Origin of the sequence: Enterobacter sp. BIDMC 26 (assembly GCF_000534435.1) — a bacterium.
Lineage (GTDB): Bacteria > Pseudomonadota > Gammaproteobacteria > Enterobacterales > Enterobacteriaceae > Enterobacter > Enterobacter ludwigii.
Genome location: NZ_KI973182.1, coordinates 2,212,375 through 2,238,342 on the forward strand (window position 1 = coordinate 2,212,375; position 25,968 = coordinate 2,238,342).

Genomic DNA, 25,968 nt, shown 5'->3' on the forward strand with positions numbered 1-25,968 from the left:
TAAAGCTTGCTATTAGTTTATAAAATAGTACCAGGAGGGCATATGACATGCTCGTCCACTGTAGCACTATATCCACCCACTGTTCCCGCCTGGAGAAATGCCGATTTACCGATATTCGCTCCCCCAGCAAGATGCACACCCACACCTAAGTGCGCAAAATCACCAAGAGTAGAATCATGATCCACCGTTGAATGACAATTAACTATCGTTCCCTGCCCCAAGACTGAGTTTGCGCCAATAACGGCACCGGCTAAAACTACACTGCCGTTCCCCAAAGTAGCGGAAGGACTCACGAATGTAAAAGGGTGAACGAGCGTTATAGGGGTAATGTTTAAGGAGTAAAGCTGCTGATGGAACAACTCTCTAAGCTTATTGTTGCCAATCCCAATAACAATATATTTGGCAGTGCTCGCATAGAGCTTAAGCTCGGAGGTTTTCCCGATAACACGAATTTCTGCCATGTCAGAGCACAATTCATTATCATCGAGGAAGGCAATATTTTCATACCCTAAAAGTTTAGCCGTATCATACAGCGTACGTCCATGACCACCAGCGCCTACAATAATCAGGTCATACATTTATGTGTTCTCTTTATCTTTGACTCCAGCACCACATTTGAAAGCAATAAAAATCAACGGTAACCATGCAATGATTAGGCCTGTGATTCCGTCAATTTTTGCCGAAATGATTAGGTATGCAATGGGGAATAACCAAATGATATTGATTGCGATCGCTGCCAAAGTAACTGGCACATGACTCTTATATTTCCGGGCAAGTATTTGGTAGCAATGGCTTGCATGTGCTTCGTATACCTTTTTTCCCGCGAGTAATCTTCGAAGCAAGGTTGTGGTTGCGTCAACAATGAAAATACCAAGCAGGCAGAGTTCCGCGATCAAAACATGGGGATCTAGCTTAGCAAAATAAAGAATCATCAGGCCAATGGTAATGCCTAAAAATCCACTTCCGGCATCCCCCATAAAGATCCTCGCCACTGGGAAGTTCCAGACAATGAATCCCACCGCAGCCCCAGCGAGCGCCATTGCAATCATCGCCATCGCATCAGAGGAGCCAGAGTAGTGATTGAGCGTTATCAACGCGACGCTGCACAGCGAAAAGGTAATAGCTTGCGCACTTGCAAGACCATTAATGCCATCCATAAAGTTATAGAGATTAAGCATCCACACTAAATAGACGCTTCCGAGAATCATTCCAATCCATGGCAAGGACACGACATAGCCAAACATATCAATTTCAGGGAACGAGTCTAAGAAATAGAGCCCTATTGCTGCAGCTAAAAAATGCATTAGCAGACGCCAACGTGCTGCAATATGGCCATGATCGTCAAGGAAACCAATAACAGCAATCAATACCCCCGGCACGAAGAAACCTAAAAATGTCTCCAGAGAGAGATGGCTGGTGAATACCAGCCAAACTAATGTAGCTAACAATGTTAATACTATAGCTACCCCTCCCCCACGTGGCGTTGGCACACTGTGTGAGCTTCGTTGGTTTGGCTGATCGATCACATTATTCTTGATGGCGTATAATCTTAATCCCCAGGTCAATGCACATGATAAACAGAATGCAAAAACGATAATCTCCAGATACAACATTATTTGTTACCTTCAATAAAATTCTTTGCTGTTTTTACCATCGTTTCTTGCAATGTAACAGGTGGCGTCCACTGAAGTTGCTCTCTTGATTTCTTTGAATCTACTTCCAGATCGCCAAAGAGTTGATCATAGATATTTTTTTTACCTAATACTGAAAGCAATACTTTCAATATACTCTTGGGAAAATAAACCATCCGACCTTTCATCCCCATCCCGGTTGAGAAGGCTTTTATCATTTCTCCGGTCGAAGGATGTTCCTGGTCGGCTAATAGATAGAGCTGATTCTTTGCTTTTTCATTCGTAACACATTCGCTGACAAAGCTGACTACGTTGTCTAAAGAAACCAGAGCACGTTTGTTTTTTACTGATTTAAATGGTAATGGAAGATTTCGAGATACTAGTTTTAATAAGCGTTGAATATTGCCAGGAGCATTTGGACCACAGATCAATGCCGGGCGGACAATGGTTATAGCCATTGCACTCCCTGAAAATGTCTTGAGAAGACTTTCCTCGGCTTCGAGCTTAGATATAGCATAATCGGACGTGGGCTTGGCCGGTGTCAATTCACTGAAAGGCATCCCTGAAGTGGAATTGCCATTAACACCTATTGAACTGATGAAGATGAAATGTTTTATGCCACAGTTTGCAGCGTCATTCGCTAATTTCATTGTCGCATCATGGTTTACACGACGAAATTCGGTCAGCGCATCTTTGGCGTCATCATTAAGGATATGTGCTCTGCCAGCTGTATGAATGACGGTATCACAACCTTGTAAAATTGTGCTCCAATCAGTTTGCGCAGAGATATCTCCAAGGTTGTACATACCCTGCTCGGTATTCTCTTCTCGACGCGTAGTAGATATTACCTGATGACCTGCTGCTCTCAGCGTATTGACTAAAGTAGCACCGAGAAAACCAGTCCCCCCTGTCACTAAAACTTTCATTATCATCCCCTATCAGCTAATTAACTTTTTGCAATAAACGAAATGAACAGCCCTTAACGATTCTGATAATTGAGTGCAATCCAGGATTTATAATTACCGCTTTTAACGTTATCCACCCATTCTTTATTTGCCAAATACCATTCAACAGTTTTACGGATCCCACTTTCGAAGGTCTCCACTGGCTTCCAGCCCAGCTCAATTCCAATTTTCTCAGCGTCAATGGCGTAGCGACGGTCATGGCCCGGACGGTCAGCAACATACGTAATCTGATCGCGATAAGAGCCCTCTTTTGGCATAATCTCATCCAGCAGATCGCAAATAGTATGTACGACCTCCAGGTTCTGCTTCTCGTTATGGCCACCTATATTATAGGTCTCTCCCGGTTTCCCCTGGGTGACAACGGTGTAGAGTGCACGCGCATGATCTTCTACATACAGCCAGTCACGAATCTGATCGCCCTTGCCGTAAATAGGCAGTGCTTTACCGTCCAGCGCATTCAGGATGACCAGCGGGATCAGCTTTTCCGGGAAGTGGTATGGGCCGTAGTTGTTTGAACAGTTGGTGACAATGGTCGGGAAACCGTAGGTACGCAGCCAGGCGCGAACCAGATGGTCGCTGGATGCTTTCGACGCTGAATATGGGCTGCTAGGTGCATACGCGGTAGTTTCCGTAAAGAGTGGCAGCTCAGTTAATGCCGGATGCTCATCAGGATGCGGTAAATCACCATACACTTCGTCGGTAGAGATGTGATGGAAACGAAACGCTTTCTTCGCCTGCTCATCCAACATTGACCAGTACGCGCGAGCGGCTTCCAGCAGCACATAAGTGCCGACGATATTCGTTTCAATAAACGCGGCCGGGCCGGTAATTGAACGATCGACGTGACTTTCAGCAGCCAGATGCATTACCGCATCAGGTTTATGCTTTGCGAAGATACGTTCCAAGGCGTCTTTGTCGCAAATGTCCGCATGTTCAAAAGCATATCGTTCGCTGTCACTGACTTCACTAAGCGACTCAAGGTTGCCGGCATAAGTCAGCTTATCCACATTGACGACGACGTCCTGGGTATTCTTAATAATATGTCGTACAACCGCTGAGCCGATAAAGCCGGCTCCACCCGTCACAAGAATTTTCACGTTATCTATTCCGCCTGTTGGAAATGTCTGGATACTGGCGCTCTGAAATCCGATCGTTTATTAACGCTTTCAGAAATTAAGCACGCTACCGCCCCTGGCTTGACAGCTACCAGTGCACTGAGCGATGTTTGATTAAATGATTTTTCTTGTCTGGATACAGACAAAAAACTGGCGTTAATTGTCGTCCTAAATGGCATCAGAAACAAGCACAAATCGTTACAAATTCGTCGAGATTTAAATCAGATAACTCTCTGTTATCACTGAAATTAATAACAAAAAGCGGTAGCCCGCATTCTGGTTATGTTACAACACCAAAATACCGACTACCGCTTATATAAAGTGAAAAGATGTGAATCAGTCGTTAGCCAGCAACTTCTCAATCCGGCTTCTGAACTTCTGACCTTCCTTCAGGTTACGCAGGCCATACTTCACAAATGCCTGCATATAGCCCAGTTTCTTACCGCAGTCGTAGCTGTCACCGGTCATCAGCATCGCATCAACAGACTGCTTCTTAGCCAGTTCAGCAATCGCATCGGTCAGCTGGATACGGCCCCAGGCACCCGGCTCGGTTTTTTCCAGCTCGGCCCAGATATCCGCGTTGAGAACATAACGGCCAACGGCCATCAGGTCAGAATCCAGCGTCTGCGGCTGATCCGGTTTCTCGATAAACTCAACGATACGGCTCACCTGCCCTTCCGTCTCCAGCGCTTCTTTAGTCTGGATAACAGAGTACTCGGAGAGATCGCCTTTCATGCGCTTAGCAAGTACCTGGCTACGGCCCGTTTCGTTGAAGCGCGCCACCATTGCCGCCAGGTTGTAACGCAGCGGATCGGCAGATGCGCTGTCGATAATGATATCCGGCAGTACAACGATGAACGGGTTGTCACCCACGACCGGGCGCGCGCAAAGAATGGAGTGGCCCAGACCCAGCGGCTGCGCCTGACGCACGTTCATGATGGTTACGCCAGGAGGACAGATAGACTGCACTTCAGCCAGCAGCTGGCGTTTTACGCGCTGCTCAAGCAACGCTTCGAGTTCGTAAGAGGTGTCGAAGTGGTTTTCTACCGCATTCTTGGAGGAGTGCGTAACCAGGACGATTTCTTTGATCCCTGCAGCAACAATTTCATCGACAATGTATTGAATCATCGGTTTGTCGACAATCGGCAGCATCTCTTTAGGAATGGCTTTTGTGGCTGGCAACATATGCATGCCCAGGCCTGCTACCGGAATGACTGCTTTCAAATTAATCATTATTTCTTCCACCTTAAAATGGTTGACGAATTATAGCTCTTTAACCTGTTTTCGCCAGCATGATTTGCCGTGATTCTTATATGATGTTAGGGGACCACATCACAAAAAACAGTAGTTGTAATCTGAATAGATCGCGTTTCTGTGCCAGGAATAGTCGCAAAAAAAGACAATTGTCGATTATCTGTGCGGGAGCGCAAAATTCAGCCGCTCCGTATTCACCACCTGCTGGTCCACGCGGTCAATATCCACGGAGCTCTGCCCTTTCTCATTCACAGCCTTGATGTTCGCCAGCGACAGTAGGGTCTCATCTTTAGCCATAAACTTGCCTCGCACATCCTTACGCAGGTCGAAATTCATCTTCAGCGCCGGGCCGACGGCAGCTTCCTGCATCACGTTGATATTACGCAAGAAGAGGTGCTGCGGTTTGTTGTGCAACTCAAGCGTAGCCCGCTGCATCTCAACGTTGGTGATGGCCACAAAGGAGGTGGCGTTGCCGGAGGAAATTTGTATTCCGCGCAGTTTGTACGCAAGCTGGCGATTATCCAGGCGAATGTCGTTCAGCTTAAAGTTCTGAGGTATCGAGAGATAGTCGCCCTTTATTACACCGTAGCCGATCAGCATGCCGGCACTATTGACCATATCGACATTATCAATAATGAAATTATCACAGCCATAAATGGCTACCGTGGCGTTGTCTATTCCCGCCTTCTTGCTGAAGTCAGGAGTGATATTCTTGGCCTTAATATTGCGAATAATAAAGTGCTTACCGTTTTCGACGTGGACTAACTGACGACAGTTGCTGCCGGTGATATTTGCCACCACGAAGTTCTTCACGGTTTGCTTTTCCGGATAATCGTTGTCGTAGGTGCTGCCGGCGAGACCAATGCCGATGCCCCAGTTGATCTTGCCGTTCGTACAGTTAATGTTGTCAATCACATGATCGGAGATCAGGATGTTACGGTCATTAATGGCGACGTTCCACTCAATCGCGTCGCCCTGGAGATGGCTGAATTTACTGTTGGTGATGCGCGCGCCATCTATCTGATTATGGAATCCCTGGCGCAGGATGGCGTAGTTCGCCTGGCTTACGCTGATGTTATCAATCAGCAGGTTGCGCATGACGCGCGGCTTTTTGCCGCCAATGTAGATCTGCGTCACCGGTCCAAAGCCGCTCATTGCCAGCCCTTTAATCACACAGTCTGAACCGCGAATGTCCAGCGTAATGTTCTCCGTGCGACCGTCACCTTCACCAATCACTTTACTGCCTTCCTGCAGCACGAAGCGTCCGCGACCATTTCCCGTTAACGCACCGCGGATCAACAGCGTTTTACCGTCAGGAATGAAAATGCCCGTATTGATGTTTTTACAGGTGAGCCCGGCAGGGACAACAACGGTGTCGCCTTCGTTAAATGCCTGCTTAAAGGCGGCGATCCAGTCGTTGTTGTTGTACTGGTTAACAGAGACCGTCTTTCCGGTTGCCGCCCGCGCAATGCGGGACGACAGCAGCGGCGTAGCCGCCAGGACGGATAAAGAAGAGACAAAGGTGCGTCGGGTAATCTTTTTCAGCATACAACCTCGGCGTTACAACGTTTGCAGCAGGCTCGCTAACTGGCGATTAATCACCTGCTGGTTAAAATCTGCTTCAACTTTTTGTCGGGCGTTGTGGATAACGGGCTCCAGCGCCTGTTGGTCGATGCCGCTAAATTCGGCTAAACGATCCGCAAGGGCCATCGCATTATTCTCCGGTACCAGCCAGCCGGAGTAATCAGACTTGATTAACTCCGGGATCCCGCTGTGCAGGGTCGACACCACCGGAATACCGACGGCCATCGCCTCCATTAACGCAACCGGGATCCCCTCCATATCGCCATCGGCGCCGGTGACGGAAGGCAGCAGGAATACATCCGCCTCATCCAGCATGGCCTTCACCTCGTGGCTTGGCTTAAAGCCTGGCATCTCCACATAATCTTCCAGCTGATACTGTTCGATAAGCGTGCGAAGACGACGCTCCCACGGGCCAATACCGAGAATGCGATAGCGGAAATCCACGCCGCGCGCTCGCAGCTGGCGGCAGGCTTCGATGGCCACGTGCAGACCTTTTTTCTCCGTCAGACGCGCAACAGAGATTATCTGCAGCGGTTTTCCCGGTACCTTGACCGGGCGGCGGGTAAAGCGCTCTAAATCCACGCCCATACGCGAAACGGTGATTTTTTCCTGCGGACAGCCCATGTTTTTCAGACGCCCGGCCCACAGGTCGCTGATGGGCAGCATCATGTCGCCACGGCGGAAAAGCTGCTGATACTCCGGCGTGTAGTGGTTCAATACCTCGCGGCTGGAGATGTCGATACCGTGGAAGATGGTCGCAATCTTACCGTCAATCACCCCCAGCTCACGCAGTTTGGCGGCGGTCACGCCCGCCGGGCCAAAGTGAGCAATAAACACATCGGCGCGGTACGGCTGCGCCGTTTGACCACAAATGGCAGACAGGATCAGGTTGCGAGATTCCGCGCCATAGCGGGAAACATTCAGCGCGCGCCAGGTCGACGCACGATGGATCCCGCGTAAGGTCTGGCTGGCCCGGTGGCGCAGCTTATTTACTCTTCCTGAGGGCTCGTCCTGCAGCCAGCGGGTTTTCGCCTCCAGCCCATACTGCGTATACGCCGCATGGGTATTTTGTGTATCGCCCTTTTGCAGGGCGATGATCTCCACGTCGTATCCCATATCGATAAACGCGGTGATTTGGTTCAGCACAAAGGTTTCAGACGACAGCGGAAATTTCAGTAAGAAGAAACCAACCTTCATTTCCCCTCCCGGACGCGGTCGAGCACCGATTTCACCATCCCAATTCCCTTCTCGCGCTCGGCTTTCACCGCGACGGCCAGGCGTTCATTGATGGCAGGCAATTGCCCCAGGGTATCGCCCACCATCGCGCCAAGCGAACCATCCAGCAGATGACGAATATCAACGGCCATTTCAGGCATGCCAAGCTGCTGCATAATGCCGGCTGACTTGTGCTCGTAGTTAATCGCAATGGCCGGCGTGCCAAAGTTCATCGAAATGATCGCCGAGTGCAGACGCGTGCCCACGGTGAGGTCACAGGCTGAGAGCAATTTGCCCATCTCGAGGTCGTTCAGTTCGTCCATTACTACGTGATAACGGGACGGATCGTTTACCAGGTTGCGCAGGTTCAGCGCCACCATGCGGTCATCTTTGTTATAGCTGTCGATGCCGGTACAGGTTGAAAGCGCCAGCACCTGGTATCCGCTGTCCAGCACGCGGTTAACCACGTCAGCAAACGCTTTCTCATACGCCGCCTGGGTGGTGCCTAAACGTTTATCAAACGGTGCAAGTTCGCGCAGGGTGATGGCGACCGTTTTCTGTTTCCCCGCCACGTCCAGCCAGTGCTGCACTGCGTAGCTCGCCTGGAAACTGTCGTCCTGATGATCCACCAGCCAGGCGGTGTCCACCCCGTGTTCCACTTTAGAGGTGTCAATCTCGCTGCGTTTCATCATATCGAGGCTTACCGACTCACGCAGGATCAGGGCATCGCAGTGACCGAAGACATAGTTTGCCAGCTGGTTAAACTGCGGATCCTGGAACGGCCCGACGCTGTGACCAATCATAAACAGCGGTTTTTTCGCCATGAATGTGCAGAGTGCGTGCTCAAACTGCGGCACACCGTAAAGATCGACGAAGAACGATCCGCCGACCTGAATAATGGCGTCGTAGCCCGACAGCAGTCGAACGAAATCCGTGAAGCCCTGAGCAATGGCGATGTTACGCAGCTTGCCGGTATCAGTTACACGGGACAGCAACACCTGGTGCTGATAGCGACGGCGCAGAACTTTCTTCACGCGTCCCATCACGCCGGCAGCGTTGTTGTGCTGCTTCATCTGGCTGTAGAGCGGGTCGCCCATTACCGGGCGGTTCAATAACCAGGAAGAGCTGACCGGATAACGGCTCATCACGTCCACTTCAGTCTCAGGCTTAAGGGTGTTAATCGCATCCAATAAACCGCGCAGAATGGCGCTGTCGCCACGGTTGCCACAGGTATGGTTGCCAAGAATAAGTAATTTCATAATGGCCTCTTAAATAACTAGCCTGCGCGAAGCAGCGTTTTCATTTTTTCGTTACGGCAAAACTGGCGCTTCATCTCTACCACCAGCGCATTACGTGACAGCACAATCATCGCGCCAAACGCCAGTGCACCTGCTGCGACCTGTATTGCCAGCATGGCCGCGAGCGGCAGATGGCCAGTGAGCACGATGCCCAGTCCATAGCTCACCACAAGGGTAGGCAGTGACAGATAAAACGGCAGCCACAGGCTCAGAATGTACTGCCGGTAGCTGGAGCCCAGCACCGGCTTGATCATCACGAAGTAGCTCAGAACGGTGTTGATGATCTGCACCAGCAGAAAACCAAGCGTGACCCCAATGGCGCCGGCCATATGTCCACCGACGATAATCGCCGGAATAAACAGGAACGTTTTAAACACGTTGAATTTGAAGCTGATATCAACCCGCGCTTTAGCCATTAGCAGTGAGCCAATCGGGTTTCCAACGGATCGCAGCAGCCCCACCACGCACAGCAGCTGCAGGATCGGGATAATGCTGTTCCACTTCTCGCCAAACACCAGCGGCACGAAGTTGCTCGAGACCACCATCAGCCCCAGCAAAACCGGGAAATTGATAATGCCCACCACAGAGAGCAGCTTGTAAAAATTGACGCGCAGCTTCTCGGTGTCGTCCTGAATTTTGGCGAACGCCGGGAACAGTACGCGGGTGATAATCGGGTTGAGCTTCATTGGTGGTACTACCGCGACGTTGTACGCCAGGTTGTACCCCCCCGCGACGCTCGCCCCGAGGATGCGTGCCAGCACCAGCGTGGAGAGGTTGGTGTTGACATAGTTGATGATGCTGTCGGCGGTGAGCCACGCACCAAAACGCAGGTTGGATGACACCGAAGCGAGAGAGAAATGCAGCCCAGGACGGTAAATCTTGCGACCAAAGTAGCCGAACAGCAGCGTACGCACGGCAGAGTTAACCAGATACCCGAGGATAGCGGTCATGGCCAGCGGCCAGAAATGGGCGCTGACCACGGTAAAGGTAAATCCTGCGAGAACGGCGCTGGTCTCGATCATCCCAATCTTGTTGAATTCCAGCTCTTTCTGCATCAGCGCGCGGAACTGTTGCCCGTGCGGGATCACCACAAAAGCAAACGAGAGCGTACGCATCAGCGGTGCCAGATCGGGGTTGTGCAGCACGCTGGCGATGGTATCGCTCAACAGGAACACCAGCACGAAAACGAACACCCCCAGCCCAACGTTCAACCAGTAGAGCGTGGTCAGTTCCAGATGGCTGATCTCTTTGCGCTGGATAATCGAGTTAGCAATGCCGAAGTCAGACAACGTATCGGCCAGCGCGATAATCACCAGCGAGACGGTCAGCAGACCGAACTGGTGGTTATCGATAATGCGCGCCAGCACCGTCATCTGCACCAGGCCGAGGCCAATGATGACAATGGTCGCCATCGCTGACCATTTGGCGCCACTGATGGTTTTTTCACGTAAGCTCATCTTAGTACGCCGCTTTGTTCACGAAACCTTTGAAGATGGTCAGAAAGACGATCTTGATATCGAACCAGAGGCTCCATTCACGGATGTACTCCAGGTCGAATTCGATGCGTTTTTCCATTTTTTCCAGCGTGTCGGTCTCGCCGCGCCAGCCGTTGATCTGCGCCCAGCCGGTAATGCCTGGCTTCACTTTATGGCGCAACATGTAGCCTTCAATCAGCGAGCGGTACTGTTCGTTGTGAGCCACGGCATGGGGACGGGGTCCGACAATCGACATGCCACCGGTAAAGACGTTGATAAACTGCGGCAGCTCATCCAGCGAGGTACGGCGCAGGAAGTTCCCCACCCGCGTAACACGTGGATCGTTCTGCGTCGCCTGGGTCACGACCTTGTCGTTCTCCATCACCTTCATTGAGCGGAATTTCCACACCATGATGGGCTTACCGTCCATGCCGTAGCGGGTCTGACGGAAGATAACCGGGCCCGGGGAGCTCAGCTTCACCGCCAGAGCAATGCAGCACAGCACCGGGGAGATCAGCAGTAAGATCAGTGAAGAGAGCACGATATCTTCCAGGCGCTTGAGCACGCGATTGATACCCGACAGCGGGGTGTCATACAGCGGCACGACCGGCACGCCGTTCACTTCTTCAATACGGGAATGGAGGATGTTAAAGGTAAAGACGTCCGGGATCAGGATCACCGAACAGGTGGTATCGGCCAGTTCACGCATCAGTTTCTTAATGCGGGATTCATCTTTCATCTGCATCGCGATGTAGACGTTATGAATTTTGCCGGCTTTGGCGTCCTCAATAAGCTGTTCGTAGTTACCAGCCCAGTCTGAAGGCACGCCGCCAGGCTTCGCGTCGTGATAAATCCCGACCACTTCAAAACCTAACCATGGCTCTTTGCGGAAGCTATCGAGAAGCACCTTCCCTACCGGCAAATCCCCCGCCACGGCGACAAAGCGACGGTTATAACCGCGATTACGCAGCCAGCCGGCGCCAAAACGGATCAGGGTGCGGCATACCACCATGCCGACGCTGGTAATCAGATACCAGCACAGATACGTCACCAGGCGATTATCAAAATCCTGACTGAATGCCACCAGACCTGCACTGAAGATCAGGCTTAATGTCCAGTTCTGCAGCAACAGCATCAGTTCGGTGGTCATTTTCACACCACGCCACGAACGGTAGAAGTCGGTCATCCCCCCGATCATCTGGAACACAACCAGCGCAATCAGCGCCATGAGCAGATGCATGTAGAAGAAGGATTGCCCGCTTACCCAACTCACCACCCATAATCCGCCGACCATGATGGTGATATCAGAAAAACGCTGCACCATGGAGATTAACGATGCATTCGTTCTCGCTCGTTCGCGTTTTTTTAGATTCGTCATCGTTGTTCCTTTAGTTCAACACCTGCCCCCTCACCCCACATCAGGGTGAGGGGGAAAGCTATTTACTGATTCAACAGCGCCAGAATGTCCTTCGTTCGCGCTTCCATCAGCGCGGTATCCGCGCGGGATTCCACGTTCAGGCGCACCACCGGCTCGGTATTTGAAGAGCGCAGGTTAAAACGCCACTGCGGGAACGCCATACTGATGCCGTCGGTACGGTCAATTTCCAGCGCATGGAGGGCAAAATGCTGCTCCACGCGGGCAATGGCCTCGGCCGGCTGCGCCAGTTTGCTGTTGATTTCGCCACTTGCCGGGAAGGCCGCCATGCGGTCGCGTACCAGCTCGCCAAGGGTCTTCCCTTTCAGACACAGCAGCTCGGTGACCAGCAGCCACGGGATCATCCCGCTGTCGCAGTAGGCAAAATCACGGAAATAGTGATGGGCGCTCATCTCGCCGCCATAAATGGCGTCTTCTTCGCGCATACGCTCTTTGATGAAGGCATGACCGGTTTTGGACATCACCGGCTGGCCGCCCGCGGCGTTCACCACATCCACGGTGTTCCAGGACAGACGCGGATCGTGAATGATCTTCGCGCCCGGGTTTTTCTCAAGGAACGCTTCCGCCAGCAGGCCGACAATGTAGTAGCCTTCGATGAACTGGCCTTTTTCGTCGAACAGGAAACAGCGGTCGAAATCGCCGTCAAAGGCGATACCCATATCGGCACCGTGTTCGATGACCGCGTTACGGGTGTCGTCGCGGCACTCCGGCAGCAGCGGGTTCGGGATACCGTTCGGGAAGTTGCCGTCCGGGGTGTTATGGACCTTAACGAAGGTTACCGGCACATTCAGGGCCTTAAAGCGGGCTTCGAGCGCATCCACCACCGGGCCGGCCGCGCCGTTACCGGAGTTGATCACCAGCTTCAGCGGTTTCAGGTTTGCAACGTTGATGTAGCCCAGCAGGTGGTCGATGTACGCTTTACGCAGGTCGATCTGCTTATAGCTGCCGCGTTTTGCTTCATTCACCGGCGGGAAATCGTTAGCTTCGGCGAGACGCTGCACGTCACGCAGACCGGTATCGCCGCTGATAGGACGCGCGCCCTTGCGCACCAGCTTCATACCGTTGTAGTCCATTGGGTTATGGCTGGCCGTCACTTCGATACCGCCGTCCACGCCGAGGTGGAAGGTGGCAAAGTAAATCTCTTCGGTGCCGGACAAGCCGATATCCAGCACGTCCACTCCCGCATCCTGCAGCCCTTTTGCCAGCGCCAGCTTCAGGGACTCACTGGTCAGGCGCACATCGCCGCCAAGGACAATCGTTTGTGGCTTAAGATATTCGCCGTATGCGCGGCCAATGCGCCACGCAATGTCTTCATTCAGCTCTTCGCCCAGCTTGCCGCGAATATCGTAGGCTTTAAAACAGGTTAATTTTTCCATGATGACCCCTTTTTCAGGCAACAGTTGGCCCGCCCGATTAACAGGCAAATTTGTTTTTATTCATTCGCAGGCCGGATGCGCGAAACGCTATCCGGCTTTAGAGACGGCGCTATACCCGCCCGTAACGGTCCTGGAAACGGACAATATCGTCTTCTTCCAGGTACGAACCGGAGCGCACTTCAATTAAGTCGAGAGGAATTTTCCCCGGGTTTTCCAGGCAGTGCGTGGCTCCCAGCGGAATATAGATTGACTCGTTTTCGCCCAGCAGTTTCACTTCGCCATCAATCGTGACTTTGGCGGTACCCGCCACCACGACCCAGTGCTCGGCACGGTGGTGGTGCATCTGTACCGACAGCCCCTCACCCGGTTTCACGGTGATGCGTTTCACCTGGTAACGTTCACCGGCATCGATGGAGTCATATTTGCCCCACGGACGATACACTTCGCGGTGGATATGGTGTTCATGGCGACCATCGGCCTTGATCTTCTCCACCACTTTTTTAACGTCCTGCACGGCATTACGGTCAGCAATCAGCACGGCGTCTTTCGTCTGTACGACCACCAGATCCTTCACGCCAACAGTGGTCACCAGACCGGACTCGGCGTAGACATAGCTGTTTTCCGTTTTGTGGCTGATAACATCACCGTGGTGGACGTTACCCTCCGGGGTATGGGCGCTGATCTCCCACAGGGAGGACCAGGAGCCAACATCACTCCAGCCCGCATCCATCGGTACCACAACGGCATCGGCCGTGCGTTCCATTACCGCATAGTCAATTGACTCTTCCGGGCAGGCGAGGAAAGACGCTTCGTCAACACGGATAAAATCGAGATCCGGATCCACTACCGCCATCGCTTTCTCGCAGGCGTCCAGAATATCCGGGCGATATTTGCGCAGCTCTTCCAGGTAGCGGCCAGCGCGGAACAGGAACATCCCGCTGTTCCAGTAATATTCACCGCTGGCCACATACGCCTGCGCGGTTTCCAGATTCGGTTTTTCGACAAACTGCGCCACGTCAAACGCTACGCTGTCGCCTTCGCCCGGGGTCACATTGCCACGACGAATATACCCGTAGCCGGTTTCCGGCAGGTCCGGCACGATGCCGAAAGTCACCAGTTTGCCGTTTTCGGCGTAAGGAATAGCCGCGCGTACCGCCTCGCGGAACGACTCTTCCTGTTGAATAACATGGTCTGCCGCCAGAACCAGCATCAGCGGATCGCAATCCGGGCTGCTGCGTTTGGCCGCCAGCGCAGCCAGCGCAATCGCGGGGGCGGTGTTACGTCCGGCAGGCTCCAGAATGATATTTTCTGTGAGTTTGTTCAGCTGGCGCAGCTGCTCGGCAACAATAAAGCGGTGTTGTTCGTTACAAATCACCACCGGGCTTTCACACTCCACACCCTGCAGGCGGTTAACCGTCGTCTGCAGCATGGTGAGCTCCCCTTTCAGGCAGAGGAACTGTTTTGGATAGAGCACGCGGGACAGCGGCCACAACCGGCTACCAGAGCCACCTGCCATCACAACCGGATACAAAGTGGTTTGACTCATGATTTATCCCCGTATATCTGCAATAAATTGGCTCAGCACGTTCTCTTTCTCGAGCGTGCGTTCGGCATATTCACGTGCCACCGTGTTCGTTTTTGGCATGGCAAGTGCCCGTTCAATGCCAGTGACCAGCGCCGGGACCGATTCCGGTTCCACGCAAACGGCGATCCCCGGATAGCTGTCGCACAGCTGGCCTAATTCTGTTTCGGCTTCCGCCGTGATCACCGCGTTACCGCCCACTGCCAGAATGTTGGTCAGCTTGGACGGCAGCACCGCGTCTGCCGCGCCGCGCTTTTGTACCACCAGATGGCAGTCGCCCATCTTCAGCAACGCAGGCAGTGCCTCGTAAGACTGAAGCGGGAAAAATTTCACGTTCGTCAGGCCGCGGTCATTGGCCATTTTTTCCAGTCGCGCTTTTCCGCCGCCCTGCCCGACGATGACAAACATCCAGGGTTGATGGCTCAGTTGCTGTGCGGCGTCGATGACGCTCTCCAGCCCCTGCTTCTCGCCGATGTTGCCTGAGTAAAGAATGATTTTTTGGTCGTCAGGCAAACCGAGCTGAGCGCGTAGCGCCTGAGCGTCACTGTCTGTCACGTCGCGAAAACGCGCCACTTCAGACCAGTTAGGGAAAAAGATCACTTTTTCCGCCGGTACGCCCTTCTCCTGCGCTTTGTTCATCATTGAGCGCGAGATGGTCGAGACATAATCCACGTTATGCAGGCCGCTGCGCTCGAAGGCGCTGGCGAGTTTCGCCACCTTCCCGCTCTTACCTTTGCCGGCCATTCCCAGGCCGAGCATGGCGTCCACTTCATAATCCTGAATGTGAAGCAGCGTGCGCGCGCCGGAGAGTTTGCCCAGCAGGCGCATGCCTGGGGTGCAGAACAGCGTTGGCACCACACCGATAATGCGATCCGGCTTCCAGCGACGTTGCGCCATCAGCGGGAAGAAACTGCTCAGGGCAAAGCTGCCCAGATGAAGTAACCGTTTCAGCGTTGAGGGCTGTTTCGGCACGTACAGCGGGCAACGCCAGACGGTCGCGGCACCCTCTTCGCGACGGTAGCGCCAGCCTGAATAGCGCTCACCTACTTTCCATTCCGGGTAGTATGGCGGCGCGGTAATGACCCGCACGTCATGTCCCTGGCTCGCCATCCACTCGACCATTTCGCCGGTGTATTTACCGATGCCGGTTAACTCCGGCGAATAGTTGATTCCGTACACCAGAATTTTCATAAGCCCGGCACTCCGGACTGACGATCGGCCAGGAAATAGGCACGACTGTTGTCATGCACCTTGTCACTGGCCAGCAACGCCTCTGGCGTCTGCCAGCGGTAGTCGTCATGCTGAGAATCAGGCAGACGCAGGTCTGCCTCACTCACCTTCAGGCGAAAACCGAGCACCACATAGTGCGTGGTGAAACCGGTGCCCGAAAAGTTATCGTCATAGAAGTGCTGCCAGACCCCGTAAAACTGGCCTGCCGCCATCGGCAGTTGCAGGCCCAGTTCCGCCAGAGTGAGACGCTCAAAAGCATTTTCCAGCGTCTCATCCTTCTGCACGCGCCCGCCGGGCACGAACCAAAAGCCCTGTGCAGGACGGTTGGTTCGTTTTCCCAGCAAGAACTCGCCGCGTTCGTTTTCCACCACCAAATCAATTGAGATGAGCGGAGTGGAACGCACTACCGTGGCAAAATCTTCCTGACTTAAAAACATCATTACCCCCGGAAGCGGTGCTGGTTTTCAAGGAACCACTGGTAGGTGCTTGCCAGCCCCTGCTCCAGAGATACCTCGTGATACCAGCCCAGCTGATGCAGACGGGTCACGTCCAGCAGTTTGCGCGGCGTGCCGTCCGGTTTGGTGGCGTCAAAGACCACGCGGCCTTTGTAACCCACCACCTGCGCGATGGTTTGCGCCAGCTCGCGAATGGTGCAATCCACGCCAGTACCGACGTTAATGTGTGACAGCATCGGTTCGGTGTTTTCCTGCCACACCTCACGATCCAGCTCCATTACGTGAATGCTGGCAGCCGCCATGTCATCCACATGCAGGAATTCACGCATTGGCGTCCCGCTGCCCCACACCACCACATCCGGTGCATTTTCGGCCGTTGCCTCGTGGAAACGACGCAGCAGCGCCGGGATCACGTGCGAATTGCTCGGGTGGAAGTTGTCATGCGGTCCGTACAGGTTGGTCGGCATCACCGAACGATAGTCGCGGTTATACTGACGGTTGTAGGATTCGCACAGCTTGATCCCGGCAATCTTGGCAATCGCATACGGCTCGTTGGTTGCTTCCAGCGTGCCCTGCAGCAGTTCGCTCTCAGCGATCGGCTGCTTCGCCATTTTCGGGTAGATACAGGATGAGCCGAGGAACAACAGCTTATTCACGTTGTGCAGATGCGCTGCGTGAATGATGTTGCTCTCAATCATCATGTTCTCGTAGATGAAATCCGCCGGATACGTGTTGTTGGCAACAATGCCGCCCACTTTCGCCGCCGCCAGATACACCTGGTCAATACGTTCACTGGCGAAGAAGTCCTGTACCGCTTTGCTGTCGAGCAGGTTCAGCTCGTCACGGGTACGGACAATCACATCGACATCACCGCGCTGTTCAAGCTGGCGAACAATCGCGGAACCCACCATTCCGCGATGACCCGCGACAAAAATACGTTGTTTTGTCATTCTCAGGACTCCAGCGCGATGGCAACCTCGTAGCCATGAGACTTGAGCAGGGAGTGTTTTTTCGCTGCTTCAAGATCTTTGGCAACCATCTCGGAAACCATCTCCTGCAGAGTCGTTTCTGGTTTCCAGCCCAGTGTTTCGTGTGCTTTGGTTGGGTCGCCCAGCAGGGTTTCCACTTCAGCAGGACGGAAGTAACGTGGGTCAACCTGTACAATCACGTCGCCCGGTTTCACGCCCGGTGCGTCATGGCCCGTTACGGAAACCACGATGCCTTTCTCTTCCACGCCGGTACCTTCGAAGCGCAGTTTGATACCCAGCTGAGCGGCAGCCATCTCAACGAACTGACGTACGGAGTACTGCACGCCGGTTGCGATAACGAAGTCTTCTGGTTTTTCCTGCTGCAGCATCATCCACTGCATTTTTACGTAGTCTTTGGCATGGCCCCAGTCACGCAGGGAATCCATGTTGCCGAGGTGCAGGCAAGATTCCAGACCCTGTGCGATGTTAGCGATAGCGCGGGTGATTTTACGGGTAACGAAAGTTTCACCACGACGTGGGGATTCGTGGTTGAACAGAATGCCGTTACAGGCATACATGCCGTAGGATTCACGGTAGTTCACGGTGATCCAGTACGCGTACAATTTCGCCACGGCGTACGGAGAACGTGGATAGAACGGGGTAGTCTCTTTCTGAGGAATTTCCTGCACCAGACCGTACAGCTCAGAGGTGGATGCCTGGTAGAAACGGGTTTTCTTCTCAAGGCCGAGGAAGCGAATCGCTTCCAGCAGACGCAGCGTACCCATTGCGTCAACGTCAGCGGTGTATTCCGGAGATTCGAAGGAGACCGCAACGTGGCTCATCGCGCCCAGGTTGTACACTTCATCCGGCTGCACTTCCTGCAGAATACGGGTCAGGTTGGAAGTATCGGTCAGGTCGCCGTAGTGCAGATGGAATTTCGGGTTCGCCGCATGAGGATCCTGATAAATGTGATCCACACGTTCGGTGTTGAATGAAGAAGCACGACGCTTAATACCGTGTACTTCATAACCTTTTTCCAGCAGCAGTTCTGCCAGGTAAGAACCATCCTGTCCGGTAACGCCGGTGATGAGAGCGACTTTAGACATGTTTATATTCCTCTACTTATGAATTTAATCAGTTTCAACGCGTTCGCGTATCACCACTGCGGGGTTGCCACGGCAAATTTTATTTGCCGGTAGCGATTTAAAAACGCTGCTGCGGGCACCGACTACCGTGCCATCGCCAACAGAAACACCAGGTGCAACAAAAACATCTGTCGCCAGCCAGCATTTTTCGCCAATCACAATCGGAGTGGCGGTAATATCAAAATGCTGACTCATAAAATCGTGACTGCCGGTGCACAAATAACACTTCTGTGAAACCACTGAATTTGCGCCAATCGTAATATCGCCAAGGGTATATAACACCGCGTCATCCCCTACCCACGCATAATCCCCAAGCGTTAATTTCCACGGGTAGGTAATTTTTACCGACGGGCGAATGACTACGTTTTTTCCGATTTTTGCGCCAAACAGACGCAATAAAAAAGCTCGCCAGCGGTACAGTATTTGCGGTGACCAGGCAAATAAGGTGGCCTGTACGGCCCACCACAACTGCACTTTAATACCGCTCCCGCCCCGAAAGCCTTTCGGCACGGAGAAACCATTAAGATCCTGCATTACGTTTCCTTATATTCAGGCTTTGTTATATAAGGTTTTCGTTTTACCCGTGGTACGCAGACGTAATAAATAAGATAATTCCGCCCAGAACCCCGGCACGCCTAATATTTTACGCTGCACATTTCTAGCATCCTGGCACAGTTCCAGATTATTAGACGTTGACACACCGCCCATTGAAAATTCAGATACCAGCCCTTTAATTCGACGGAACGGGTAACCTGATTTATACAGGCTGGCAGTCAGCGCATAATCTGAAGAAACTTTATACTGCAGATCGTAAGGCTGTTTTTTCAGACCTTTTACCGGGAAGAAAATGGCCTGATGGCTGGCAGGCAAACTGTGGTAGATATACCAGCCGGGTTTCGCACTGCGGCAAACTTTATGGCCATCGCCAAAATCGAGCAGCGCGTCGCCAATGTACATCGCATCCTCTTTCTGGCGCGCCAGCTGACGGGCAAATAACGCCACATCCTCATGGAATACGTCACCGGAATTCAGGAAGATGGCATAACGGCCTTGCGCCATGTCGATGCCTTTATTCATCGCATCGTAGATGCCTTTATCTTTCTCGCTGATGAAACGTAAGTTGAACTCACCGTTGAGTTTTTCCAGAAACTCCGCCGTACCATCGTTCGAGCCGCCATCGACCACAATCCACTCGAAGGTGAGGCTTGGATCGCGCGCCAGGTTGCGCAGCGAGCGCCAGGTTTTTACCACCCCTTCGTAATTACGAAAAGCGACAGTAATGACGCTAAGAAACATAAATCACCTCATTTCGTCATACGTTCGTAATATTAAGCGCTTTGCGCAGAATAAACGGACAGACAATCAAGAAAGCATATTCCGGGCTAAATATTGACCCGGTAAAAAACAACGACACCGGTGTAAACAGATAAAGCTGCACGCGAAAGTTCTGGTTATCACCAAACGCGTTAATCATCATTTTGAAAACTTTAAACAGATACCACAGTGTCAACAGTACGGCGAACCACGAAAAATAGATAATTAACAGATACAGGCCATTGTCTATGGTTTTACCGACATCCGCACCGTTAAAGATTCCGAATGATGCAACATATTCGTAAAGTGAGCCGAATCTTACTACACCATCGATATGGGTTAAGGAATAACCCACCATCACCAGCGGACCAATGATACGATAATAGGATGACGAGCCTTCGGTTCCCAAATCTCCCAGGCGTTCTGAGATGTATGGGAAGGCAAATATCACGCCAACCATAAATACTGTCAGAGAGATAATCGCCAGCGGCAGTTTTTTCTTAATCGCATCTTTGTTCAGGTACTGGAACGCCCACTCCAGCAGGTAAAACAGGATAAATGTCATTACCCCTGAGAACGATCCTGACAGAACAATTCCTGCAAGAATCATAGCATCGGTCTTAGGGGTTTTGATACCAAACTGTTTGATGCTGAGCCAAATTGAGATTAGTGCCAAAGCAAAAAACGCCGGTTCAAAATAGAGGGCTGTCGTACGCTTTCCGCCAAACTTGATGAAGTTCAATACATAGCTGTTACTGTAAATGAGATATTTCGAAATTATCTCCATCAGGCTACTGCCACCGGTCAAAATAATTTGTGCCATTTCCAGTGCAGCAAGCATAACAATTAACGCAACGGCAATATAAAAGAACCTAAGGATTTTCCGATAATTGTGTGGTGAAATAACCTTGAAGCGAATACTCCAGACCATGCCAATAATAATGACGATATAAACAAACAGCATGGTGGAGGTGACGTATTTACTGGCATCCAGAGACTGACCAAAGATGTAGTTAAATAGCGTCAGACCCACGCCCAGCCCTAAGGCCATCATCAGCTTCTTGAGGTTGATTTTGTCGACATACAGCAGAAGCAGAACGGGCAAGAAGGTCACTATGGTTATCGGGAAGCTTTCGCCAAGCTGGGCAATTTTGACGTTGACCAGCAGGTAAATCAGCGGCAGCAGCAGATAACTACAGACTCTGATAGAACGAGACATATTCCTCCAGCATCTGTTGTCCACTGTAGGCCTTGCGGCTGCGGTTGCGGAACGATTCCAGGTCGGTGCCAAAAACAGCCTGCGCGATCTGCGCCTTCGGCAGTTGCACCAGGGGCAGCACCTCATGCTCCGCAAACGTGGTCCCGCCCGATTTTTCCAGCACTTCACGTGCCGCATCGCTGTGGGTGGCAATCACCGGCACACCGATGGAGAGCGCTTCGCACAGGATCAGCGGGTAGTTATCCACGCGCGAACTGAATACCAGCGCATCCATCCCATTGAGGGCGCTCATCAGTTTGCGCTTGTCGGTTTCAAACCCGTGATTCACCACGTTAGCCCCTTCGAACGGCGAGAACTTGCCGAAGGTGTGCAGTTCAATCTTGTCACCCAGCGCCATCATGTCGCGCACCAGCTGCTGATTGGTTTTGCCGTCGTAACGCAGGTCATGCGCAACGATAGCGATTTTTGGTTTACCCGGGGTTTCTGCAACCGGGGTAAGTTCGGCCAGAATCGCTTCCGTCGCCACGTCGATACCGTTATTGATGATCTGACAGCGCCCTGCCCCATACAGACTGTTAAAGGCATCGGCCACGTGCTGGCTTGGGGAGATAAACGTACAGCCGAGCGAGAGCATGTCGCGAAACAGCTGGCGCTTTCCGGCCACCAGCTGATGGGCACGATCCACTTTCACCGGCGGATAGTTGCTCAGCGTCGGGCACTTCTGGCAGTTGCTTTTCCAGCCTTCACACCCGTCGGTAAAGGCGCAGCGACCGGTCACGCTCCAGTGATCGTGCAGCGTCCAGACGAAGCGGGTATCCGGTTTGTGGGCCTGCACCTTCTGGCAAAACGCCACCACCTCTTCCAGGTTCAGCCAGTAGCTGTGAAGCACATGGAAATGCAGCACAACCGGCCCCTGGGAGCGCGTTACTGTGCGATAAAGGGTATTAAGATTGCCAAACAGATCGCGGTTAAACAGGCGGAACAAGGCAATGTTGGCCACGGAAGTCAGGCGCGGCGTGTGCTTATGCACCTGCGGGTAGTTATCGTGACTGACGCTTTTCTTACCGCCTTTGCCATAACCGTAAATAAAACGAGACTGAAGTCCTTTTTGCAGCGCGCGCTGGTGAAGATCCAGCGCCACACCGGCCGCCCCGCCCTCTGCGAGACGGACGTTAAATTGCAGAATGTTCATTTGATCACCTTCACGCGGGCTTTCTCACCCACCACCAGCGCGTTATCCGGAATACTGTCCAGCACCACGCTCCCTGCGCCTATCGTGACGTTATTACCAATCGTGATGTCGCCAATGATGACCACGTTCGCGCCCAGCTCGACGTTATTGCCAATCACCGGGCAGGCCAGGCTGTCGGGCCCACGGTTACCGATGGTGACGGCGTGGCGAATAGTGAAATCATCACCGGCTACAACGAATTTGTTGATCACCACGGCATAACCGTGATGAATGGTAAAACGGCGACCAATGGTGGCAGCGGCCTGAATTTCATAACCAAAAAAACATTCAGTAATGATGCGGTACAGCACCAGCACCGGTGCTGCCCAGAGATTGTTTAAAACATTTTTCTTGCGCCACACCGAGCAAAAATGCGCGATGCGGTACGCCAGAACCATGCAGCACGGGCGCAGGCTCCAGCTGTTAGCGCGGCAATCTTCCAGAAACATTATTTCCCCCGAAGTCCATCAGCCAGACGCTTGCCGTTACGCACGGACAACAACGTGAGCAGCGTGCGCCAGTTCATGCGCTTATTGCGGATCTGATAGAGGGTAAACAGCTGATACTTCCGGCTGGCACGGTCGAACTTGTCCTTGTGCTTGCGGTAAAAGTGGAAGTAACCAGAGAATTTCTTCGGCGACGAGGTGATTTGCATCTCCCCGTGATTGATATGCAGGATCTGCGTCGCCTCTTCCACCTTCCACGGCTCGCCATACTCCATCACCATGCGCAGGAAGATGTCGTAATCCTGCGCAGCCTTCAGCTCGGTATCGAACAGGCACTCCTTAAAGCGCCACGCCCAGGTAAAGACCTGATTACCGATGATGTTGCGTTTATAGAACAGGCGGCGTGAGTAAGGCGATTTCGGGTACAACGGCAGGCTGGCAGGCTGCGAGTAAACTTCACCCTGACAGACATAGTCGTTGGCATACAAAAACGCATGCGTCACCAGCTGTGCTTTGTGCGACAGGAAGATCGACAGACGGTTCGGCGTCCATTCGTCATCGTCGTCGATGCCGGTCAGATACTGGCCTTTAGCCTGCATAATCGCCTGGTTACGCACCGCGCACGCACCGGAGTTAATCTCGTTGTGCGTGTAAACCACGCGCGGGTCGTTAAGGTCAGTCACAAACTTTTGCAGCTGTTCGTACGAGGAAGAACAGTCATCAACGATGATCAGTTCCCAGTTATCGTAATCCTGTCGCAGCACAGATTTTATTGCGCGGATCGCCAGCTGCTGACGATTCCATGTCGGCATATAAATAGAAACTAAAGGGCGTTGTGTAGTCATGGTCTTCCCCGAAAGCTAACGATTAGTGACTGTCAGACTTGTATTCGTACTCGTAGTAACCGTAGTCCTGGTAACCGGTCGCACGACGGAAGATGGAGTTCAGGATCACCCCTTTCACTTCAATTCCGTTTTGCTCGAAGCGGCTCAGGCTGGTTTCCACTTCCTTCAGCGTGTTCACCGCGTAACGCGCCACCATCAGCGTGGTGCCGGCATGGCGGCCCACAATGGCGGCATCGGTCACCGCCAGAATTGGTGGGGTATCAATCAACACCAGGTCATAGTTTTTGCTCGCCCACTCCACCAGCTCGCTAAAACGTTCACTCATCAGCAGCTCTGATGGATTCGGCGGCACCTGACCACGCGGAATAAGGTCAAACTTCGGCACCGTCGTCGGTTTTGCACTCTGGCTAATCTCACCTTTGCCCAGCAGGATTTCCGACAACCCGTTGACGTTATTGGTACCCAGCAGTTCGTGGGTATAGCCCTTACGCATATCACAGTCGATCAGCAGCACCCGTTTATTGGTCTGGCTCACCACCGCCGCCAGGTTGGCACAAACAAAGGTCTTACCAATTGACGGGCTGACACCGGTCAGCATCAGGACGTTGTTTTTGGCCTGCATCATGGCGAAGTGCAGACTGGTACGCAGACTACGAATCGCTTCGATGGCCAGATCGGTTGGGTTACCCACGGCCAGCAGCTGGCTTTGTTTGTAACGCTTAACGCCTTTGGTGGTTTTGGCGCTGTCACGTGATTTTTGCCACTCCGACAGCGGGATGCTGGCGTAGACGTTGATACCGCTCTCTTCCAGTGCCTGCGGGCTTTCGATTCCACGGTTGAACAGCGAGCGAAGCAGCACGCCAACGATGGAGAGGATAAGACCCAGAATAATGCTGCCGAGAATGATGAGGGCTTTCTTCGGCTTCAACACCCCAGGCTGGGTGATGGCCGGGTCAACGATGCGCACATCACCAACGGTACTGGCTTCGGTGATTTTCAGCTCCTGCTGTTTATTCAGCAGCTGCATGTACACCTGCTGTCCGGATTCCACATCGCGGGTCAGACGTACGATTTCCTGCTGCGTTTTAGGCATCGCAGTGACGCGGTCGTTGAGTTTCGCCTTCTCTTCTTCCAGCGTGCGGCGTTTCTCAAGCAGCGTACGGTAGGCCGGGTGACGCTTGGTATAAAGCTTGGAAATTTCCGCCTCTTTGAAGGTCAGCTCGTTAAGCTGGGCATCAATGTTAACCATCGAGTCGAGAACGGATTTCGCTTCCAGCGGCAGGTCGACAGAGTCTTTATCCTGACGATAGGCGTTCAGCTTGTTCTCGGCATCATCCAGACGGGCGCGGACTTCCGGAAGCTGTTTGGCGAGGAATGCCAGGCTTTTCGCTGCTTCAGCCGATTTACGCTCAACGTTCTGCTCAAGATAGTTACGGGTGATGCTGTTGAGGATGTCGCGGATCTGATCCTTATCTTCACCGGTAAAGGTCATGCTCAGGACACCGGTGTCCTTGCCGTTTTCGGTGACGGTCAGGTTGTTCTGCAGATTGTTAATCATTCCCAGCGTGGAGAATTTGGTCACGGTAAATTCACCGCCCTCCTGGGCGTGGATCGCGCTGACCATCATGCTGACACCCTCTTTCGTCAGCATCTGCCCCACTTCACCGCGCGCGCTAAAGCCCGCATCGCTGGTCAACTGGTACTGTTTCGGGCCTAACACCGTCAGGGTAAAGGTCTGATCCGCGCTTCCTTTTGGCAGCACAAAGTCAGTCACTTTGACCGTGTCGTTGCTGCGTCCCATCAGACGGTCCCAGCCGGCACCAAAGATCGGGAAGGTATTTTTGGTGACGGAGATATCAAGGCCGAGGTCGTGAACGGTTTTACCCAGAACCAGGCGCGACTGGATCAGCTGAATTTCCGCATCGGAGGCCGGCGGTTTGTTCGCCAGTGCGGAGCCAATGTCCTGCACCAGCGAGTTACCGGTATTCTGCTCAATCTGCACCAGCGCATCGGCACTGTAGATGGGCGTCGCAAACAGCGTATAGACGACGGCCGCCGCGGCAAACACGGCGGTGATCCCAAGCACCCACCACTTTGCCTCTACGACGGTGCCGACCAGGCGACCAATATCGATTTCATCACTGCCCGAAGTCGGGGCGGCAGAAGGTTTTGTTTTTTCTGTCAT

At 52.7% G+C, this 25,968-nt stretch carries 23 protein-coding genes; all 23 read right to left on the bottom strand.

The genetic code is table 11. The annotated features are described in order from the left end of the window. Window positions 1–17: 17 nt before the first annotated feature. The 23 genes from L462_RS12905 to wzc all read right to left on the bottom strand — a co-directional run bounded on the left by L462_RS12905 (window position 18) and on the right by wzc (window position 25,968). Window positions 18–578: a PglD-related sugar-binding protein gene (locus L462_RS12905; RefSeq protein ID WP_032678522.1), complete on the bottom strand. Its 561-nt coding sequence runs from the start codon at window positions 576–578 to the stop codon at window positions 18–20. Then, entirely contained in the window at window positions 579–1,613 is a 1,035-nt protein-coding gene (locus tag L462_RS12900) for an MraY family glycosyltransferase (RefSeq protein WP_032678523.1), read from the bottom strand. Continuing rightward, on the bottom strand, window positions 1,613–2,557 hold the full coding sequence (locus tag L462_RS12895; protein ID WP_032678524.1) for an NAD-dependent epimerase/dehydratase family protein: 945 nt from the start codon (window positions 2,555–2,557) through the stop codon (window positions 1,613–1,615). Before L462_RS12895 ends, L462_RS12900 begins: the two co-directional genes overlap by 1 nt. Window positions 2,558–2,610: 53 nt before the next feature. Further along, window positions 2,611–3,693, bottom strand: a complete 1,083-nt coding sequence (rfbB, locus tag L462_RS12890) for a dTDP-glucose 4,6-dehydratase (protein ID WP_032678525.1) — start codon at window positions 3,691–3,693, stop codon at window positions 2,611–2,613. A gap of 354 nt (window positions 3,694–4,047) precedes the next feature. Next, window positions 4,048–4,944: a GalU regulator GalF gene (gene galF, locus L462_RS12885; protein WP_032678526.1), complete on the bottom strand. Its 897-nt coding sequence runs from the start codon at window positions 4,942–4,944 to the stop codon at window positions 4,048–4,050. 177 nt (window positions 4,945–5,121) lie between these two features. Then, window positions 5,122–6,513 carry a colanic acid biosynthesis protein WcaM gene (wcaM, locus tag L462_RS12880; RefSeq protein WP_025203690.1) on the bottom strand — a complete coding sequence of 464 codons (1,392 nt, stop codon included), beginning with the start codon at window positions 6,511–6,513 and terminating at the stop codon, window positions 5,122–5,124. Between the two features lie 12 nt (window positions 6,514–6,525). Further along, window positions 6,526–7,746 (bottom strand): colanic acid biosynthesis glycosyltransferase WcaL, encoded by a 1,221-nt coding sequence (gene wcaL / locus L462_RS12875; protein ID WP_014170810.1) that lies wholly within the window; start codon window positions 7,744–7,746, stop codon window positions 6,526–6,528. Beyond that, window positions 7,743–9,023 carry a colanic acid biosynthesis pyruvyl transferase WcaK gene (gene wcaK, locus L462_RS12870; RefSeq protein ID WP_032678527.1) on the bottom strand — a complete coding sequence of 427 codons (1,281 nt, stop codon included), beginning with the start codon at window positions 9,021–9,023 and terminating at the stop codon, window positions 7,743–7,745. The genes wcaL and wcaK overlap by 4 nt, the downstream gene beginning before the upstream one ends. A 17-nt stretch (window positions 9,024–9,040) precedes the next feature. Continuing rightward, window positions 9,041–10,519, bottom strand: coding sequence for a colanic acid undecaprenyl disphosphate flippase WzxC (gene wzxC / locus L462_RS12865; RefSeq protein WP_032678528.1), 1,479 nt, complete (start codon window positions 10,517–10,519; stop codon window positions 9,041–9,043). 1 nt (window position 10,520) lies between these two features. Continuing rightward, window positions 10,521–11,915 carry an undecaprenyl-phosphate glucose phosphotransferase gene (gene wcaJ / locus L462_RS12860; RefSeq protein WP_032678529.1) on the bottom strand — a complete coding sequence of 465 codons (1,395 nt, stop codon included), beginning with the start codon at window positions 11,913–11,915 and terminating at the stop codon, window positions 10,521–10,523. A 62-nt stretch (window positions 11,916–11,977) separates the two neighbouring features. Then, window positions 11,978–13,348 (bottom strand): colanic acid biosynthesis phosphomannomutase CpsG, encoded by a 1,371-nt coding sequence (cpsG, locus tag L462_RS12855; RefSeq protein WP_032678530.1) that lies wholly within the window; start codon window positions 13,346–13,348, stop codon window positions 11,978–11,980. Window positions 13,349–13,457: 109 nt separating this feature from the next. Next, window positions 13,458–14,894 (bottom strand): mannose-1-phosphate guanyltransferase, encoded by a 1,437-nt coding sequence (gene cpsB / locus L462_RS12850; protein WP_014170815.1) that lies wholly within the window; start codon window positions 14,892–14,894, stop codon window positions 13,458–13,460. A gap of 3 nt (window positions 14,895–14,897) precedes the next feature. Then, a complete protein-coding gene (gene wcaI / locus L462_RS12845) occupies window positions 14,898–16,121 on the bottom strand; it encodes a colanic acid biosynthesis fucosyltransferase WcaI (protein ID WP_032678531.1) in 1,224 nt (407 codons plus the stop codon). Continuing rightward, a complete protein-coding gene (locus tag L462_RS12840) occupies window positions 16,118–16,597 on the bottom strand; it encodes a GDP-mannose mannosyl hydrolase (RefSeq protein WP_074439217.1) in 480 nt (159 codons plus the stop codon). Before L462_RS12840 ends, wcaI begins: the two co-directional genes overlap by 4 nt. A gap of 2 nt (window positions 16,598–16,599) precedes the next feature. Next, window positions 16,600–17,565, bottom strand: coding sequence for a GDP-L-fucose synthase (locus L462_RS12835; RefSeq protein WP_014170818.1), 966 nt, complete (start codon window positions 17,563–17,565; stop codon window positions 16,600–16,602). Window positions 17,566–17,567: 2 nt separating this feature from the next. Continuing rightward, window positions 17,568–18,689 carry a GDP-mannose 4,6-dehydratase gene (gene gmd, locus L462_RS12830; RefSeq protein WP_014170819.1) on the bottom strand — a complete coding sequence of 374 codons (1,122 nt, stop codon included), beginning with the start codon at window positions 18,687–18,689 and terminating at the stop codon, window positions 17,568–17,570. A 24-nt stretch (window positions 18,690–18,713) separates the two neighbouring features. Continuing rightward, a complete protein-coding gene (gene wcaF / locus L462_RS12825; protein ID WP_032678533.1) occupies window positions 18,714–19,262 on the bottom strand; it encodes a colanic acid biosynthesis acetyltransferase WcaF in 549 nt (182 codons plus the stop codon). A 15-nt stretch (window positions 19,263–19,277) separates the two neighbouring features. Next, window positions 19,278–20,024: a colanic acid biosynthesis glycosyltransferase WcaE gene (gene wcaE / locus L462_RS12820; RefSeq protein WP_014170821.1), complete on the bottom strand. Its 747-nt coding sequence runs from the start codon at window positions 20,022–20,024 to the stop codon at window positions 19,278–19,280. Window positions 20,025–20,040: 16 nt separating this feature from the next. Continuing rightward, window positions 20,041–21,261 (bottom strand): colanic acid polymerase WcaD, encoded by a 1,221-nt coding sequence (wcaD, locus tag L462_RS12815; protein WP_020883262.1) that lies wholly within the window; start codon window positions 21,259–21,261, stop codon window positions 20,041–20,043. Next, window positions 21,236–22,453, bottom strand: a complete 1,218-nt coding sequence (wcaC, locus tag L462_RS12810; RefSeq protein WP_014170823.1) for a colanic acid biosynthesis glycosyltransferase WcaC — start codon at window positions 22,451–22,453, stop codon at window positions 21,236–21,238. The genes wcaD and wcaC overlap by 26 nt, the downstream gene beginning before the upstream one ends. Then, window positions 22,450–22,941 (bottom strand): colanic acid biosynthesis acetyltransferase WcaB, encoded by a 492-nt coding sequence (gene wcaB, locus L462_RS12805; protein ID WP_014170825.1) that lies wholly within the window; start codon window positions 22,939–22,941, stop codon window positions 22,450–22,452. The genes wcaC and wcaB overlap by 4 nt, the downstream gene beginning before the upstream one ends. Then, the gene (wcaA, locus tag L462_RS12800) at window positions 22,941–23,783 is read right to left on the bottom strand and encodes a colanic acid biosynthesis glycosyltransferase WcaA (protein WP_014170826.1); all 843 of its coding nucleotides are present in this window, start codon (window positions 23,781–23,783) and stop codon (window positions 22,941–22,943) included. Before wcaA ends, wcaB begins: the two co-directional genes overlap by 1 nt. 22 nt (window positions 23,784–23,805) lie before the next feature. Next, a complete protein-coding gene (gene wzc, locus L462_RS12795; protein WP_032678534.1) occupies window positions 23,806–25,968 on the bottom strand; it encodes a tyrosine-protein kinase Wzc in 2,163 nt (720 codons plus the stop codon).